Here is a 14,077-nt window from a genome sequence, read left to right as displayed (position 1 = left end):
CGCTTGCTGTAAGGGCTGGGGGATGACGCACTGGCAGAAATATCATGCGACCTGGGGCAAGCTCGAAGCGCCCTTGCGGCCCAACGCCGACATCATCGCCAAGGTCAAGGAGCTCGCCGGTCCTGTTTCGGGGCCGGTGCTGCTGCTCGGGGTGACACCGGAACTGGCGCTCGCCTTCGATCATGTCGTCGCCGTCGACAAGAACAAGGCCATGGTCGACAATGTCTGGCCGGGTGATACGAAAGACCGTCGAGCCATACATGCCGACTGGCTGGATATCACCGAGCCGCGCGGCTTCTACGCTGCCGCGATCGGTGATGGGAGCCCGAACGCGCTGACCTCCTTGCGGGAAATGCGATTGCTTTTCGAACGCGTCGTCGACCTTCTCGCGCCGGGCGGCCGCTTCGCGTGCCGGCTCTATGAACGGCCGGCTACGCCCTTCACCAAGGATCATCTGCTCGATCTGGCGGGCGCTCCGGCAAAGCTCAACTTCCATGCCTTCAAATGGAAGCTGGCGATGCATCTGGCCGATCAGGTTGGTGCATCGATACCTGTCGTGTTGATCCGCGAGCGCTTCAACGAATATTTCCCCAATCGCGACAAATTCGCCCGCGATACTGGCTGGCCGCGCGAGCTCGTCGACATGATCGACGTCTATCGAGGCTCACCGGCGGTCTATGTCTTTCCGAACCGCGAGGAAGTGCGGACTGTCCTGCCTAAGGGCATCGCCGATGTTCGCTTCGAGTCCTCCGGGCGCTATGATCTCGCCGAATGCTGTCCTATGCTGGCCTTCAGCAAGAACTAGGGGCCTGCGCAGCTGAAGACCGTTCCGCAAAAATCGGATGTCGACGGACAGCTCTGGCCGCCGCTACTGGTAGAGGAGCATGCCGTCCTGACGGCGCTGCTCGTCCAGCTCGAGGCGGCGCAGTGGCTCGATCCCGCGGCGCTGGCGGAGGGGCAGACGCGGCAGCTCAATGCGGTCTGCGAGCATCATAAGAAATACACGCCGACCTTTGGCGTGCGGCTCAAGGCTTCGGGTCTTGCCTATCTCAACAGCCTGGATCGCCTGCGCCAGCTGCAGCCGCTGTCGCGGCGCGAGGCACAGTCGCTGGGCGAGAGTTTCTTCGCGAAGGAGGTTCCGCCCCGCCATCTGCCGCTCGGCAACGCCAAGACCTCGGGGTCGACCGGCGAGCCGGTCAGTGTGCGCAAGACCGCGGTCGGTCGGCTGTTCTGGTCGGCCTACACGATCCGCGATCACCTGTGGCACGGTCGGCAGTTCAGCCTCCGCATGAGCTCGATCCGCGCCAATATCAGCAAATATGTTGAGGCTAAGGACTGGGGCGCGCCGGCACGCAATCTGTACAGGACAGGCGAGGCGCAAGGCATTCCGATCACGACGGATATCCGCGAGCAATTGCGGCAGTTGCGGCGCTTCGGGCCTGAGCTCCTCATCGTCTATCCCAACAATCTTGCTGCTTTTGCAGCCATCTGGGAGGCCGAGGGATTCGATCTCGGAGCTCTCAGGCATATCAAGACCATCGGCGAGACCGTGCATGATGAGTTGCGCGACCGGGTGAAGGCGGTCACCGGGCTTGCGATCGAGGACAATTACTCCTCACAGGAAGCCGGCACGATTGCCATCCAATGTCCGGCAAGCGGGCTCTATCATGTGATGTCCGAGGCGCTCATCGTCGAGGTGGTCGATGCGAAAGGCGAGCTCTGCCGGGAAGGCGAGACCGGCCGTGTGCTCGTCAGCGATCTGACCAATCTGGCGACACCGCTCATCCGCTACGACATCGGAGATTATGCGGAGGTCGGACCGGCTTGTCCCTGCGGCCGCGGCCTGCCGACCTTGCGGCGCATCTGGGGCCGCGAGCGCAATCTGGTGCGGCTGCCCAATGGCTCACGTAACTGGCCGCTGGTCGGTTTCCACGCTTTCGATACGGTGGCGCCAGTGCGGCAATATCAGCTGATCCAGACGGCGCTCGATCAGATCACCCTCAAAGTGGTGACGGATGCGGCGATCAGCGCGGAGCAGGAAGCGGGGCTGATCAGGATCGTCCAGAAGGCGCTCAACCATCCGTTCAGAATCACGGTCGAACAGCACCGCCACCGGCTGCCTGTCGGCGCCAATGGCAAGTTCGAGGAGTTCGTCTGCAAGATCGAGTGATATTCAGGCGCCGAGCTCGGTCGCTTCCTGCTCGAGCCGCGCGCGGTCGAGGATGCGCACCCCGCCGCGATGCAGGCCTACGATGTTCTGGCGCTTCCAGTCCTGCAATTGCCGATTGACCGCCTCGCGGCTGGCATTGATCAGGCTCGCCAGCTGCTCCTGGGAGGAGGGGACATCGTCGCCGAAATCCTCTGACAATGTCAGCAGGCGATGGGCGAGGGCGGCGGCGAGAGGCAGTAGCGCGGTCTCGCCGATCCGGCCCTTGATGTCGCGCAGCTTGCCGCACAGATAGCCGATGACATGCACCGCGACTTCCGGATGGGCGTGGACGAAGGACAGGAAGGCGGTGCGCGGCAGGCGGAATATCTCGCATGGTTCGAGCGCCGTCGCGGTCGCCATGCGCGGACCACCATCGAGAAAACCGACAAGGCCGAAGGTGCCTTGCGGGCCGAACAAATTGAGCGTCATTTCGCGACCGTCCGGGCCTGAGATCGCGGTGCGCACGCGGCCGCTCTTGATGCCATAGAGCGCATCGCCCGCTTCACCCATATGGAAGATGATATTGCCCTTGGTGAAACGCTGCATGCGGCACAGGCCGGCAAGCGATTGCCGGTGCGGGTCGGAAAGCTCCGAAAAGGGTTCGGTGCGCGCGATGATGGCGACGACGGGATCACTTTTGAGCATGGTCTCGGCGCTCATATGGTCTTTTCCCTGCGGTTGGTCTGTGCGGTGGATCACAGTCCGGACGTTGGATTTGCGGCATGATTAGCACATATCGAGCGAGGCTGACGATATGGCCAAATCCTTCAATACGACGTCACGGCGGGTGGGAAAAGCTGAAGAGGCCGGGCTGCTGACCGTGCTCAGGCGATTGTTCCGGCGCCCCCATGCGAGCGGCGTCTCGCATCTGAGCGACCGCATGCTGCGCGATATCGGACTCGGCGACGGGGGGCGTTCAGAGTATCGAAAGATCAAGCGTCTCCGACGGCCCTAGCCAGATCACATGGTCGGTATGGTCCTTGATCTCGTCGCCCGACAGCGCATGGGCGAAGATGGTGAAGCCGCCGCGATGGGCGACCAGCCACTGGATCACGTCCGAGAAGTTTTCCGGCGTCACGGTGAGCTGGCAGGAGCCGCGCGGATGTGGTCCGACCGCCTGGTCATGGAGCCGGCCCATGGCGACACCGAACCGATCGCGCACGGTTTCGCACAGACGCTGCGCCTCGGCCCGCTGCGGAGCGTCGTAATAGACATGGGCGTGGTAGCCGGTGATGGATGTCATGATCTCTCCTAGCCAAGCCATTGGAGCGTGTCGTCGGTCCTATACAGCACGGAGCCGAACCGTCCGAAAAGCCCTATCGTGCCATCCGGTGCCGCGACGATCTCATAAGGGGTGCCCGGCAGACGCCACAGGCGCCGGGCCGACCACCGCCCATCATCCGATCTCAAGACCTTCCAGATATCTCCGCGATTCAGGCCGCCATGATCCAGACCGGTCACCGCGAATATCCGGCTGCCGCGCCACACGATGGCGAGGACATTTTCGTCGATGACGGTCTGAGTCGTTTTCTCGTCAATGAAACCAAGCTCGCCGCCCCATTCGCCATGATCCGTACCGATGAGCTTGCCGCCCTGGATATCAAGAACGAGAGGCGCCCGCCGCGCTCCCTTGAGGCTCGGATAGTCGCGCTGGACTGGACATCTGAATGACTCGGTCGAGCAGTAATCAAGCGGCGCCCAGATTGAGGTTGTCAGAGCGACTTTAGGCAGGTGACGGTCGACGGTCAGCTTGTGGGCCACTTCACGGATGGCCGGCAGCCAATAGGTACTGGCGATATCCTTGAGCATCGCGTCGGCTTGCGGCGCGTTGAGCTCCTTGAGCGCGACCATGGCCTCGAAGGTCAAGCACCAATCATGAGGAGAGAGGGCGGCGGCGAGCTGCGGGATGGCCTTGGCATAGTGGTTCAGCCGCAAGGTCCGGGCCGCCTCGGCGCGCAGATCCCAATCGTCCCCATTGAGTTTCTCAAGGACAAAGGTGACGTCCTTCTGATCTTGAAAACCAAGTTCCGCGAGCTGCCGCAGGCGCGTGAAATTGCGCGAAGACTCCGGCTGCTGCATGCATTCGAACCGGACCTCGCCGGTTCTGAGGTCGGTGCGCCGCTTTCCTGCCCAGCAATTAGGATCGTCCTGCGCCAGAGCGCAATCGCTGGCGACGGAGAGTGCGAATAGGCCGAGCCAAATGAGGGCACAGTTGCGCATTTATAGTTTCCCCAGCGCTACGCGGAGAGGATGCGCCGGGCATTGCGCAAAAATCAAGGCCGGGCACGGGCCCGGCCTTGGAATTCTCGCTCGGCTGCGGCAGGTGCCGTCAGTTGTACCTGACCTTCAGGATCTCGTAGCTCTTGCCGCCGCCCGGGGTGGCGACTTCCACTGAATCACCTTTGCGCTTGCCGATGATGGCGCGCGCGATGGGCGAGCTCACCGAGATCAGGCCCTTCTTCACGTCGGCCTCGAATTCGCCGACGATCTGATAGGCGGCTTCGTCCTCGGTATCCTCATCGACGAGGGTGACCTTGGCGCCGAATTTCACGGTGTCGCCCGACAGTTTCGAGATGTCGATCACCTCGGCGCGGCTGATCTTGTCCTCGAGCTCGGCGACGCGGGCTTCGGTCCAGCCCTGTTGTTCCTTGGCGGCATGATATTCCGCATTCTCGGACAGATCGCCATGCGAACGCGCCTCCTCGATCGCGCGGATAATACGCGGGCGCTCCACCGATTTCAGGTGCTTGATCTCGTCCATCATGGCGGCGTGCCCCGCCTCAGTCATTGGAATCTTATCAATCATGTCGCAAATCCGTCAGTTCAACTCTTTCCGTCGGGGCGGTCGGCCCGCGCCGGGTAAAATGCAAGTTCCCGGTGAACGGCCCTTGCGGTCCGTCACCGGGAACAGCCCACAAAGATGGCTTAAGGCGGCGAGGAATTCAAGAGTCCCGTTAAGCCGTTCTTCAGCTTGGCAAATTTCAATCCGGGCGGAGGGAGCCGGAAGTCCGATTTGGGCAGTTTGGGGCCTTTCATGCGGGGGCTTGGTCCTCACAGGCATGTGATCTCACTTTCCTTAGGGGACAGTTTGCCAAATCAGGGGGAAATCGGGCAAGCCGAGCCCTGTCGGCTGCGGCATCAAGAAGGGAACGGACGCCGCGCCATCTTGTGGTAATTTTTGCCTACTAGGTCCTGCATTCCTTATGGAGCAGGTTTGCAGGAGAGAAGATGTATCGCTTTGAGATCAGCCGCATGACAAAGGCCTATGTGCTCCTGTCCTACGTCTTGTGGCCGGCCCTTTTTGGTTGTGGACTGCTCGGTGCCTATTGCGCCTTCGCAAGCGATCATCCGCTTCTCTGGTTCAACGTCGTCTATCTGAGCATCGCCGCCGGGATCGCACTGTTCGAATATCTCATGCCTTATGAGCGCGACTGGCTGGCACCCGATGGTGAGATCGTCAACGACATCGCCCACACGCTTCTCACCAAGGGTGCGGTGCAGGTCGCGGCGGCGGCAGGTGCCACCTTTCCGATTCTCGTCGCCATGGTCGCCCAGCCCCATGTCGGAAACGACGATGGGCTGTGGCCCACCAACTGGCCCTTGCTGCTGCAAGTGGCGTTGGCGCTCGTCATCGCCGAGCTCGGCCTCTATGCCGCGCATCGCTATGCCCATGAGCGCCTGATCCTCTGGCGCTTCCATGCGCTCCATCACAGCGTCGAGCGCCTGCGCGTGTTCAATACCGGGCGCTTCCACGTGGTGGACTCGATCGTGAAGGCGGCACTCAGCCAGATTCCGCTCTATCTGCTGGGCGCGCCCTTGCCGGTTTTCCTGTGGGTCGGCGCGGTGACGGCCTTCATCGGCCTCCTGACCCATTGCAATATCGAAATGCGCACCGGCTTTCTCGACTGGATTTTCAGCACGCCCAGGCTGCATCGCTGGCATCATTCGCGTGATGCCACGGTCGGCAACACCAATTATTGCGAGAATGTCGTGCTGTGGGACCAGCTGCTCGGCACCTATCACAACCCGCCCTATCCGTCCTCGACCGATATCGGCATCAAGGGCGAGATCGCCAAGAGCTTCTGGACGCAATTGACGCAGCCCTTCACCAAAGAGGGCCTCAGGCAGATCCTCGGGCGGCATAAAAAGAACAACGCGCCCGTGGTTCGCGAGCGCGTCGACATTTAGATATTGCCTCCTCCGCATGGCAGGGCCATGCGGAGGAGAATGTCAGTGATAATCCTGCAGCGGCCGCACATCGAGCGTTCCGGCCTTCTGTGCGGCGATCGCCTTGGTGACCGCCAGGATGCCGGGCAGTGTGGTGTAGTAGGGGACCTTCTGCAGCAGCGCCGTCTGGCGGATCGGCTTTGAATCCGACTCGGAAGCTTTCGATTCCGTCGTGTTCAGCACGAGCTGGATCTCGCCGTTCTTCAAAGCGTCGACGACATTGGGCCGGCCCTCCAGCACCTTGTTGACCTTGGCGCAATCGAGCCCCTTGGCCTCGAGGAAGCGCTGGGTGCCGCCGGTGGCGCAGATGCGGAAGCCCAGATCGAGCAGCTTCTTCACCGCCGGCAGGATGCGCTGTTTGTCGGCGTCCTTCACCGAGATGAAGACCGTACCGGCGAGCGGCACACGCATGCCGGCCCCCAGCTGGCTCTTGGCGAAGGCCATGTCATAGGTCTTGTCGAGCCCCATGACCTCGCCGGTCGAGCGCATTTCGGGACCGAGCAGGATGTCGACGCCGGGGAAGCGGTTGAACGGGAAGACCGCTTCCTTGACCGCGACATGGTGCAACTTCTTGGGCTTGAGTTTGAAGCTCGCCAGTGTCTCGCCCGCCATCACCCGCGCGGCGATCTTGGCGACCGGCTCGCCGATCACTTTGGCGACGAAGGGCACGGTGCGGGAGGCGCGCGGATTGACCTCGAGAATGTAGACCTCATCGTCCTTGACGGCGAACTGCACATTCATGAGGCCGACCACCTTGAGAGCAAGCGCCAGCTGGCGGGCCTGTTTCTCGATTTCGGCGATGATCGAGGCTTTCAGCGAATGGGGCGGCAGCACACAGGCGCTGTCGCCAGAGTGGATGCCGGCCTCTTCGATATGCTCCATCACGCCGGCGACGAACACGTCCTTGCCATCGGAGATGGCATCGACATCGACCTCGATGGCATTGGAGAGATAGGAGTCGATCAGCACCGGGCTGTCGCCCGAGACGACCACCGCCTCGGTGATGTAGCGGGCAAGCTGCGCCTCGTCGCGCACGATCTCCATGGCACGACCGCCCAGCACGTAAGACGGGCGGATGACGACTGGGAAGCCGATCGACTTGGCGATCTTGCGCGCTTCTGCGCCTGAGCGGGCAATGCCGTTCTTGGGCTGGCGCAGTTTGAGCTTCTTCAGAAGCTTGGCGAAGCGGTCGCGGTCCTCGGCAAGATCGATCGCATCGGGCGTCGTGCCGAGGATCGGCACGCCGGCGCTTTCGAGCGCATGGGCGAGGTTGAGCGGCGTCTGGCCGCCGAACTGGACGATGACGCCCTTGAGCGTGCCGTTCGTCTGCTCGGCCCAGATGATCTCCAGCACGTCCTCGGCGGTGAGCGGCTCGAAATAGAGCCGGTCGGAGGTATCGTAGTCGGTCGAGACCGTTTCCGGGTTGCAGTTGACCATGATCGATTCGAAGCCCGCGTCATGCAGCGCGAAGCAGGCATGGCAGCAGCAATAGTCGAATTCGATGCCCTGGCCGATGCGGTTGGGACCGCCGCCCAGGATGATGATCTTCTGCTTATCGGACGGGCGCGCCTCGTTGCCGTCATCGCCGGCAAGGCCCGTCTCGTAAGTCGAATACATGTAGGCGGTGGGCGAGGCGAATTCGGCCGCGCAGGTGTCGATGCGCTTGAACACCGGCTTGACGCCGAGCTTGCGGCGATGGGCGCGCACCTTGTCTTCGCTGCCGCGGATCAGCTCGGCGAGGCGGCGGTCGGAGAAGCCCATGGCCTTGAGTCGGCGCAGATTGACGGCGTCCTTCGGCAGACCACGTTCGCGGATCGCCGCTTCCATCTTCACGATGCCGTCGATCTCGCGGATGAACCACGGATCATATTTGCTGGCGGCATGAATCTGCTCGACGGTCGCGCCGAGGCGAAGCGCCTGCGCCACTTTGAGGAGGCGGTCGGGGCGCGGGGCGGCGAGAGCGGCGCGGATGGCGTTCCTGTCGTCGTCTTCGCCGAGGCCGTCGATCTTCACCTCGTTGAGACCAGTGAGACCCGTCTCCAATCCACGCAAGGCCTTCTGCAGCGATTCCTGGAAGGTGCGGCCGATGGCCATGACCTCGCCCACCGATTTCATGGCGGTGGTGAGGGTGGGCTCGGCGCCGGGGAATTTCTCGAAGGCGAAACGCGGGATCTTCGTCACCACATAGTCGATGGTAGGCTCGAAGGAAGCGGGCGTGGCACCACCGGTGATGTCGTTGGCGAGTTCGTCCAGCGTATAGCCGACCGCGAGGCGGGCCGCGACCTTGGCGATCGGGAAGCCGGTCGCCTTGGAGGCAAGGGCGGAGGAGCGCGACACGCGCGGATTCATCTCGATGACGACGAGGCGGCCATTGTCCGGATTGACGGCGAACTGCACGTTGGAGCCGCCGGTCTCGACGCCGATCTCACGCAGCACCGCCAGCGAGGCGTTGCGCATGATCTGATATTCCTTGTCGGTCAAGGTCAGCGCCGGCGCGACGGTGATCGAATCACCGGTATGGACGCCCATCGGGTCGATATTCTCGATCGAGCAGATGATGATGCAGTTGTCGTCGCGGTCGCGCACGACCTCCATTTCGTATTCTTTCCAGCCGAGCACCGATTCCTCGATGAGCACCTCGGCGGTGGGCGAGGCGTCGAGGCCGCTTTCGACGATGTCGAAAAATTCCTCGCGGTTATAGGCGATGCCGCCGCCAGTGCCGCCCAGCGTGAAGGAGGGGCGGATGATGCAGGGCAGGCCGATCTCGAGCATGGCCTCGAAGGCCTCGACAAGGGCGCGGTTGCGGTAGCGCTTGAGGCGCTCGGGCTCGGTCGCCGCCCAGTCGCGCTCATAGGCCTCGACGTCGCCGCCCTGGGTCTTCAGGAACTCGGTCTCGGCGGCGAATTGCTCGCGGTCGGCCTCTTTCAGGGCCGAGGCATTGGCCAGCATGGATTTGGGGGTCTCGAGGCCGATCTTCTTCATCGCCTCGCGGAACTGCTCGCGGTCCTCGGCCTTGTCGATGACATCGGCCTTGGCGCCGATCATCTCGACGCCGAATTTATCCAAGACCCCCATACGGTTGAGGGAAAGCGCGGTATTGAGCGCGGTCTGGCCGCCCATGGTGGGGAGAACCGCGTCCGGGCGCTCCTTCTCGATGATGCGGGCGACGACCTCGGGCGTGATCGGCTCGATATAGGTGGCGTCCGCCAGATCCGGGTCGGTCATGATGGTCGCCGGATTGGAGTTGACCAGGATGACTCGATAGCCCTCGGCCTTCAGCGCCTTGCAGGCCTGGGTGCCGGAATAATCGAATTCGCAGGCCTGGCCGATGATGATCGGTCCCGCCCCGATGATGAGGATGGATTTGATGTCTGTGCGTTTTGGCATTGCGAGGGGGTTCCCTACACGGGGAATCTCCAGATGCCAAGCGGATTCCCTAGGGGCGACGGAATGGTGGAAAACTGGGCAAAATCAGTAGTGTTTCGAAGAGATGAAGCACATGGGCGGCCCGCCTTCACGCTTGTTTGCTCTGATGAGAAGCAAGGCATCGCTGAAGGCGGATATGTAGATAGTGGTCGTGGACTCAAGCTCGCCGTCGGGTCCGGCCGAGAAGGCTGTTCCGTTCCATGTCAGTTTTTGCCTGGAATTCTTGCGGAGCCCGTCCCGGTAATCCTTGTTCTCCTCCGTGGCCCGGCTGACGAAAGCGATTGTCATTTCCTCCGCCGTGAGCCGTTCGACAAAAATCGCAAAAGCCGGAGGCTCGGTTATCGCCGGCCAGATCCAAACCCCTTTATATTTCCTGATGTAGCCAGGCAGTCTGCCCACGGTCTCCGTTTTTGTGATGAGGCCAGGCGGAGCAATCGTGTCTTCCAGTTTGAAGGGGGCCAGCTCACTTATAGATCGCGAGCTTACTTCTGCCGGCTCCGCCGAGGGGAAGCGACTAAAGCACCATTTAAGGGCTTCGTCTTCGTTCACATGTGATCGAGACTCCGAGTTATCGTCTTCCGCCCGTGCCGGCACTAGCATCAGAAAGGTAAAGATTGAAATCAAGACGATGTTGCGCATTCGCCACCACAAGATTGATGGCGCTCAGTCTTCCTGCGCGATCAGGGCGGGATTACGGCGTGGCGCGGTTGGACTCGTCAGGCGTCGAGGCGACGGCCTGCTCGCGGGTGATGCATTTGATCTGGCGGAAGACCTGCGACTTGTCGGCGGTGCGCAGCCGCTCGAAGACGAGCGCCTCGGCAAAGCCGTTGTCGCGGCACCAGGCATCGGCACTGGGCTTGCCGCAGCTCGCCCGATCCGACATGCAGAGCGCAACCGGCTTGCCGTAGACCTGCGGGTTGAAATAGGTCCGCGCGGCATTCTCGGCCTGGGCCGGAATCGCGGACAAGCAGGCGAAGCTCAAGACGGTGGCGATCAGGACGGGGCGAGGGCTCAACATGGCGGTACTCCAGCGTGACGAATATGCCACAACGGCCGAAAATCCACCCTGAATGGGCCGTTCATCTGCCGTTCATCTCAAAGACGGTCTTGACGCCCCCAGTCCGTCGCGGCGATGAATTGGCCAGGCATGGTTACTGGGGGCAGCAGGATGCTGAAATCATTGAAGGTTGCGGGTATGGCGGCGATCGCCGGGCTGGCTCTGGCCATTCCTTCCGCAAAGGCAGAGCGCAATCAGGACGCGAATTCCGGCGTGAAGACGAATTTCACCGTCGGCGCCTGGTCTTACAAGACCAATCCCAAATACAAGCGCAAGGAAGTCGACTATGCCTCGGCCGAGAAGCCGGGCACGATCGTCATCGAGACGCGCAAGCGCTATCTCTATCTGGTGCTCGATAACGGCAAGGCGCTGCGCTACGGCATCGGCGTCGGGCGCTCAGGCTTCACCTGGAAGGGAGCTGAGAAGATCAGCCGCAAGGCGGAGTGGCCGGATTGGCGCCCGCCGGCGGAGATGCGCGAGCGCCAGCCGGACCTGCCGGAATTCATGGAAGGCGGCCCCAATAATCCGCTGGGTGCCCGGGCGCTCTATCTCGGCGCCACCGAATACCGCATCCATGGCACGGCGCAGCCTTGGACCATCGGCCAGGCCGTCTCGTCAGGCTGCATTCGTCTCACCAATGAGGATGTGACGGATCTCTATGGCCGGGCCAGGGTCGGCGCCAAAGTCATCGTGAACTGACATCTATTTGGCGCGGGATTCTCGCGAAAAACCGGCTTCCACTTTTTCGCATCCCGCGCTCGCCGCCATCGCCTTTTCGAGCACCGCATAGAGCCTGGCATTGCGCGACTGCGCCACGTTGAAGCGCATGTAGCTTGCCGCACGTTGCGAGACGCTGAAGACGTTGCCGGGGGCGAGGACGACATTCTCCGTCAAAGCGTGGCGGGCGACATCGGCCGAATCCAGTCCGTCCGGAAGCTTGCACCACAGGAACATGCCGCCCTTGGGCTCGCACCAGGGGGTGAGGCCCAGCGCCTTGAGCCGGGCCTGGGTCTCGCCCATGGCCTGCGCCAGCCGGCGATGCAGGCTGTCGAGATGCTTGCGGTAGAAGCCGTCGCTGAGCACGCCATAGACGAACTCGGCCGAGAGGGGCGCGCTGCCGAAGGAGGTCGCGAGCTTGAGGTCGATGAGCCGGTCGATCCAGTCGGCGCGCGCGGCGATAAAGCCGCAGCGCAATGCAGCCGACAAGGTCTTGGAGAAGCTGCCGATATGGACGACGCGCTCCAGCCCGTCGAAGGCGGCGAGGCGTGGCGCCGGCTCGACCTCGAGGTCGGCGAATATGCTGTCCTCGATGATGGTGAGGCCATGCGCCTCGGCGAGCTTGAGGAGGCGATGGGCGGTGGTGGATGAGAGCGAGGCACCGGTCGGATTGTGCAGGGCCGAATTGGTGATGTAGAGGCGCGGCCGCTCGGCGGCGAGGATATTGGCGAAGGCATCGAGATCGGGGCCGGCCGGCGTATAGGCGACGCCGACGACGCGGGCGCGATGGGCGCGCAGCATCGCCAGGAAGTTGAAGTAGCAGGGATCATCGACCAGCACCGTATCGCCCGGCTCGAGCAGCAGGCGGCACAGGAGATCGATGGCCTGGGTCCCCGAATCGGCGAGCAGGATCTGGTCGGGGCCGGCCTCGATGCCTTGATCGGCGAGCCGGCGCGACAGCAATTGCCGCAACGGGGCGAGGCCGTGCGGGCGGTCGTAATCGGTGAGATAAAGCGCGTGCTCGCGCCGGCTCAGCGTGCGCAAGGTACGGCGCAGCGCTTCGTCCGGCATCCAAGAGGTAGGCAGCCAGCCGCAGCCGGGTTTCATCATCCTGTCGCCCGCTTCGAGCGATTGACGCGAGACCCAGAGCGGATCGATGGCGCGGTCGAGGCTGGGGCCGATCTCGGTCAGAGCAAGCGGCGGCATAGGCCCCGACACGTAAAAGCCCGAGCCCCGGCGCGAGCCGATGGTGCCGTCGGCCACCAGGCGGTCATAGGCCTCGACCACTGTCGATTTGGAGACGCCCTGGCTATCGGCGAAGGCGCGGATCGAGGGCAGCCGTGCGCCCGGCGTCAGGAGGCGGCGGGCGATGCGGTCGCGAATGGCGGCGATGACCTGGTCTACCCTTGTAACCGGGACGCCATGATCCATCTGTATTGCTCCTGTCACCAGTACAGTTTGGCCTTATTGTACTTGTCTGTCCCTGGAGTTTCCAGGGGGCATCGGCCACAGAAGCGGCATGGACAGAACCGCAATCGGCTGGATCAACGGATTTTTGGGCGTCGTCATCTTCAGCGGATCGCTGCCGGCGACACGCCTCGCCGTGCATGATTTCGACCCGCTTTTCCTCACCATGGCGCGCGCCACCATCGCCGCGATCCTGGCGGGGCTGATGCTCATGCTGTTTCGCCAGCGGTGGCCGGAGAAGAGCGACATCGTTCCCCTGATCGTCACCGCCTTCGGCGTCGTCATCGGCTTTCCGCTGCTGACCGCGCTGGCGCTCCAGCATGTCACCGCCGCCCATTCGATCGTCTTCGTCGGCCTCCTGCCGCTCGCCACCGCGATCTTCGCGGTGCTCAGGGGCGGCGAGCGGCCGAAGCCGGCCTTCTGGCTGTTTTCGATTCTCGGCAGCGCCCTGGTGGTGGGATTCGCGCTGGCGCAAGGCATCACCGCGGCGCCCCTGGGCGACGCCCTGATGCTCGGGGCGATCATCGTCTGCGGGCTGGGTTATGCCGAGGGCGCCAAGCTGTCGCGCCGGCTCGGCGGCTGGCAGGTCATCTCCTGGGCGCTCGTCATCTCATTGCCGGTGATGGCCGTCCTCCTCGTCGCCTTCTGGCCACAGAGCTGGAACGGCATAGGTGCGCCGGCCTGGGCCGGGCTCGCTTATGTGTCGGTGTTCAGCATGCTGGTCGGCTTCATCTTCTGGTATCGCGGCCTGGCGCTGGGCGGTATCGCCGCGGTCGGCCAGCTGCAATTGCTGCAGCCCTTCTTCGGGCTCGCCATCGCGGCGCTCTTGCTCGGCGAATATGTGAGCCCGGCGATGATCGCCGTCACCCTCGGTATCGTGGCCTGTGTGGCGGGCGCCAAGCGTTTCGCGTGATGCGGAATTAAGAACCGGAGGGCGACAGGTCGCGGTTTCGAGAGGGGCGTGAGTGCCGCTC

General features: G+C 62.9%; 13 protein-coding genes. 5 read left to right on the top strand and 8 right to left on the bottom strand.

The window, feature by feature from the left end; genetic code table 11:
- The first annotated feature begins 22 nt into the window (after positions 1-22).
- Both JHL16_RS13445 and JHL16_RS13440 read left to right on the top strand, forming a co-directional pair.
- Complete coding sequence (locus JHL16_RS13445; RefSeq protein WP_200185352.1) at positions 23-805, top strand: class I SAM-dependent methyltransferase; 783 nt, start codon at positions 23-25, stop codon at positions 803-805.
- A gap of 213 nt (positions 806-1,018) precedes the next feature.
- Positions 1,019-2,170 carry a phenylacetate--CoA ligase family protein gene (locus JHL16_RS13440; protein ID WP_200185351.1) on the top strand — a complete coding sequence of 384 codons (1,152 nt, stop codon included), beginning with the start codon at positions 1,019-1,021 and terminating at the stop codon, positions 2,168-2,170.
- Positions 2,171-2,173: 3 nt separating this feature from the next.
- On the opposite strand, the gene JHL16_RS13435 is transcribed toward JHL16_RS13440, so the two are convergent.
- The 4 genes from JHL16_RS13435 to greA all read right to left on the bottom strand — a co-directional run bounded on the left by JHL16_RS13435 (position 2,174) and on the right by greA (position 5,015).
- Positions 2,174-2,869 (bottom strand): Crp/Fnr family transcriptional regulator, encoded by a 696-nt coding sequence (locus tag JHL16_RS13435; RefSeq protein WP_200185350.1) that lies wholly within the window; start codon positions 2,867-2,869, stop codon positions 2,174-2,176.
- A 256-nt stretch (positions 2,870-3,125) separates the two neighbouring features.
- Positions 3,126-3,452: a DOPA 4,5-dioxygenase family protein gene (locus tag JHL16_RS13430; protein ID WP_200185349.1), complete on the bottom strand. Its 327-nt coding sequence runs from the start codon at positions 3,450-3,452 to the stop codon at positions 3,126-3,128.
- Positions 3,453-3,460: 8 nt separating this feature from the next.
- Positions 3,461-4,288 (bottom strand): HEAT repeat domain-containing protein, encoded by an 828-nt coding sequence (locus JHL16_RS13425; protein ID WP_200185348.1) that lies wholly within the window; start codon positions 4,286-4,288, stop codon positions 3,461-3,463.
- 250 nt (positions 4,289-4,538) lie between these two features.
- On the bottom strand, positions 4,539-5,015 hold the full coding sequence (gene greA / locus JHL16_RS13420) for a transcription elongation factor GreA (protein ID WP_137857415.1): 477 nt from the start codon (positions 5,013-5,015) through the stop codon (positions 4,539-4,541).
- A gap of 446 nt (positions 5,016-5,461) precedes the next feature.
- Between greA and olsE the strand changes: the two genes are divergently transcribed.
- Positions 5,462-6,397 carry an ornithine lipid hydroxylase OlsE gene (olsE, locus tag JHL16_RS13415; protein ID WP_200187131.1) on the top strand — a complete coding sequence of 312 codons (936 nt, stop codon included), beginning with the start codon at positions 5,462-5,464 and terminating at the stop codon, positions 6,395-6,397.
- Between the two features lie 42 nt (positions 6,398-6,439).
- On the opposite strand, the gene carB is transcribed toward olsE, so the two are convergent.
- From carB to JHL16_RS13400, 3 genes are all read right to left on the bottom strand, one after another.
- Positions 6,440-9,823 (bottom strand): carbamoyl-phosphate synthase large subunit, encoded by a 3,384-nt coding sequence (carB, locus tag JHL16_RS13410; protein ID WP_200185347.1) that lies wholly within the window; start codon positions 9,821-9,823, stop codon positions 6,440-6,442.
- A gap of 84 nt (positions 9,824-9,907) precedes the next feature.
- Positions 9,908-10,501 carry a hypothetical protein gene (locus JHL16_RS13405; RefSeq protein WP_200185346.1) on the bottom strand — a complete coding sequence of 198 codons (594 nt, stop codon included), beginning with the start codon at positions 10,499-10,501 and terminating at the stop codon, positions 9,908-9,910.
- Between the two features lie 52 nt (positions 10,502-10,553).
- Positions 10,554-10,880: a hypothetical protein gene (locus JHL16_RS13400; RefSeq protein WP_200185345.1), complete on the bottom strand. Its 327-nt coding sequence runs from the start codon at positions 10,878-10,880 to the stop codon at positions 10,554-10,556.
- A gap of 114 nt (positions 10,881-10,994) precedes the next feature.
- On the opposite strand from JHL16_RS13400, the gene JHL16_RS13395 reads away from it, so the two are divergent.
- Positions 10,995-11,618: a L,D-transpeptidase gene (locus tag JHL16_RS13395; RefSeq protein ID WP_420884538.1), complete on the top strand. Its 624-nt coding sequence runs from the start codon at positions 10,995-10,997 to the stop codon at positions 11,616-11,618.
- 3 nt (positions 11,619-11,621) lie between these two features.
- On the opposite strand, the gene JHL16_RS13390 is transcribed toward JHL16_RS13395, so the two are convergent.
- Positions 11,622-13,067 (bottom strand): aminotransferase-like domain-containing protein, encoded by a 1,446-nt coding sequence (locus tag JHL16_RS13390; protein WP_200185343.1) that lies wholly within the window; start codon positions 13,065-13,067, stop codon positions 11,622-11,624.
- An 88-nt stretch (positions 13,068-13,155) separates the two neighbouring features.
- Between JHL16_RS13390 and JHL16_RS13385 the strand changes: the two genes are divergently transcribed.
- Entirely contained in the window at positions 13,156-14,016 is an 861-nt protein-coding gene (locus JHL16_RS13385; protein ID WP_200185342.1) for a DMT family transporter, read from the top strand.
- Positions 14,017-14,077 lie beyond the last annotated feature (61 nt).

Source organism: Taklimakanibacter albus, from assembly GCF_016595235.1.
In the GTDB taxonomy this organism is placed as follows: Bacteria; Pseudomonadota; Alphaproteobacteria; order Rhizobiales; family Aestuariivirgaceae; genus Taklimakanibacter; species Taklimakanibacter albus.
The sequence above is the reverse complement of the archived record's forward strand: the minus strand, read 5'-3'. Positions and strand labels throughout refer to the sequence as shown.

What these genes read in the sequence shown, in the direction of transcription:
- JHL16_RS13405 (WP_200185346.1), bottom strand. Translation starts at nt 10,501, where the DNA reads ATGCGCAACATCGTCTTGATTTCAATCTTTACCTTTCTGATGCTAGTG.
- JHL16_RS13430 (WP_200185349.1), bottom strand. Translation starts at nt 3,452, where the DNA reads ATGACATCCATCACCGGCTACCACGCCCATGTCTATTACGACGCTCCG.
- greA (WP_137857415.1), bottom strand. Translation starts at nt 5,015, where the DNA reads ATGATTGATAAGATTCCAATGACTGAGGCGGGGCACGCCGCCATGATG.
- JHL16_RS13395 (WP_420884538.1), top strand. Translation starts at nt 10,995, where the DNA reads ATGAATTGGCCAGGCATGGTTACTGGGGGCAGCAGGATGCTGAAATCA.
- JHL16_RS13390 (WP_200185343.1), bottom strand. Translation starts at nt 13,067, where the DNA reads ATGGATCATGGCGTCCCGGTTACAAGGGTAGACCAGGTCATCGCCGCC.
- JHL16_RS13400 (WP_200185345.1), bottom strand. Translation starts at nt 10,880, where the DNA reads ATGTTGAGCCCTCGCCCCGTCCTGATCGCCACCGTCTTGAGCTTCGCC.
- JHL16_RS13445 (WP_200185352.1), top strand. Translation starts at nt 23, where the DNA reads ATGACGCACTGGCAGAAATATCATGCGACCTGGGGCAAGCTCGAAGCG.
- carB (WP_200185347.1), bottom strand. Translation starts at nt 9,823, where the DNA reads ATGCCAAAACGCACAGACATCAAATCCATCCTCATCATCGGGGCGGGA.
- JHL16_RS13425 (WP_200185348.1), bottom strand. Translation starts at nt 4,288, where the DNA reads ATGCAGCAGCCGGAGTCTTCGCGCAATTTCACGCGCCTGCGGCAGCTC.
- olsE (WP_200187131.1), top strand. Translation starts at nt 5,462, where the DNA reads ATGACAAAGGCCTATGTGCTCCTGTCCTACGTCTTGTGGCCGGCCCTT.
- JHL16_RS13385 (WP_200185342.1), top strand. Translation starts at nt 13,156, where the DNA reads ATGGACAGAACCGCAATCGGCTGGATCAACGGATTTTTGGGCGTCGTC.
- JHL16_RS13435 (WP_200185350.1), bottom strand. Translation starts at nt 2,869, where the DNA reads ATGAGCGCCGAGACCATGCTCAAAAGTGATCCCGTCGTCGCCATCATC.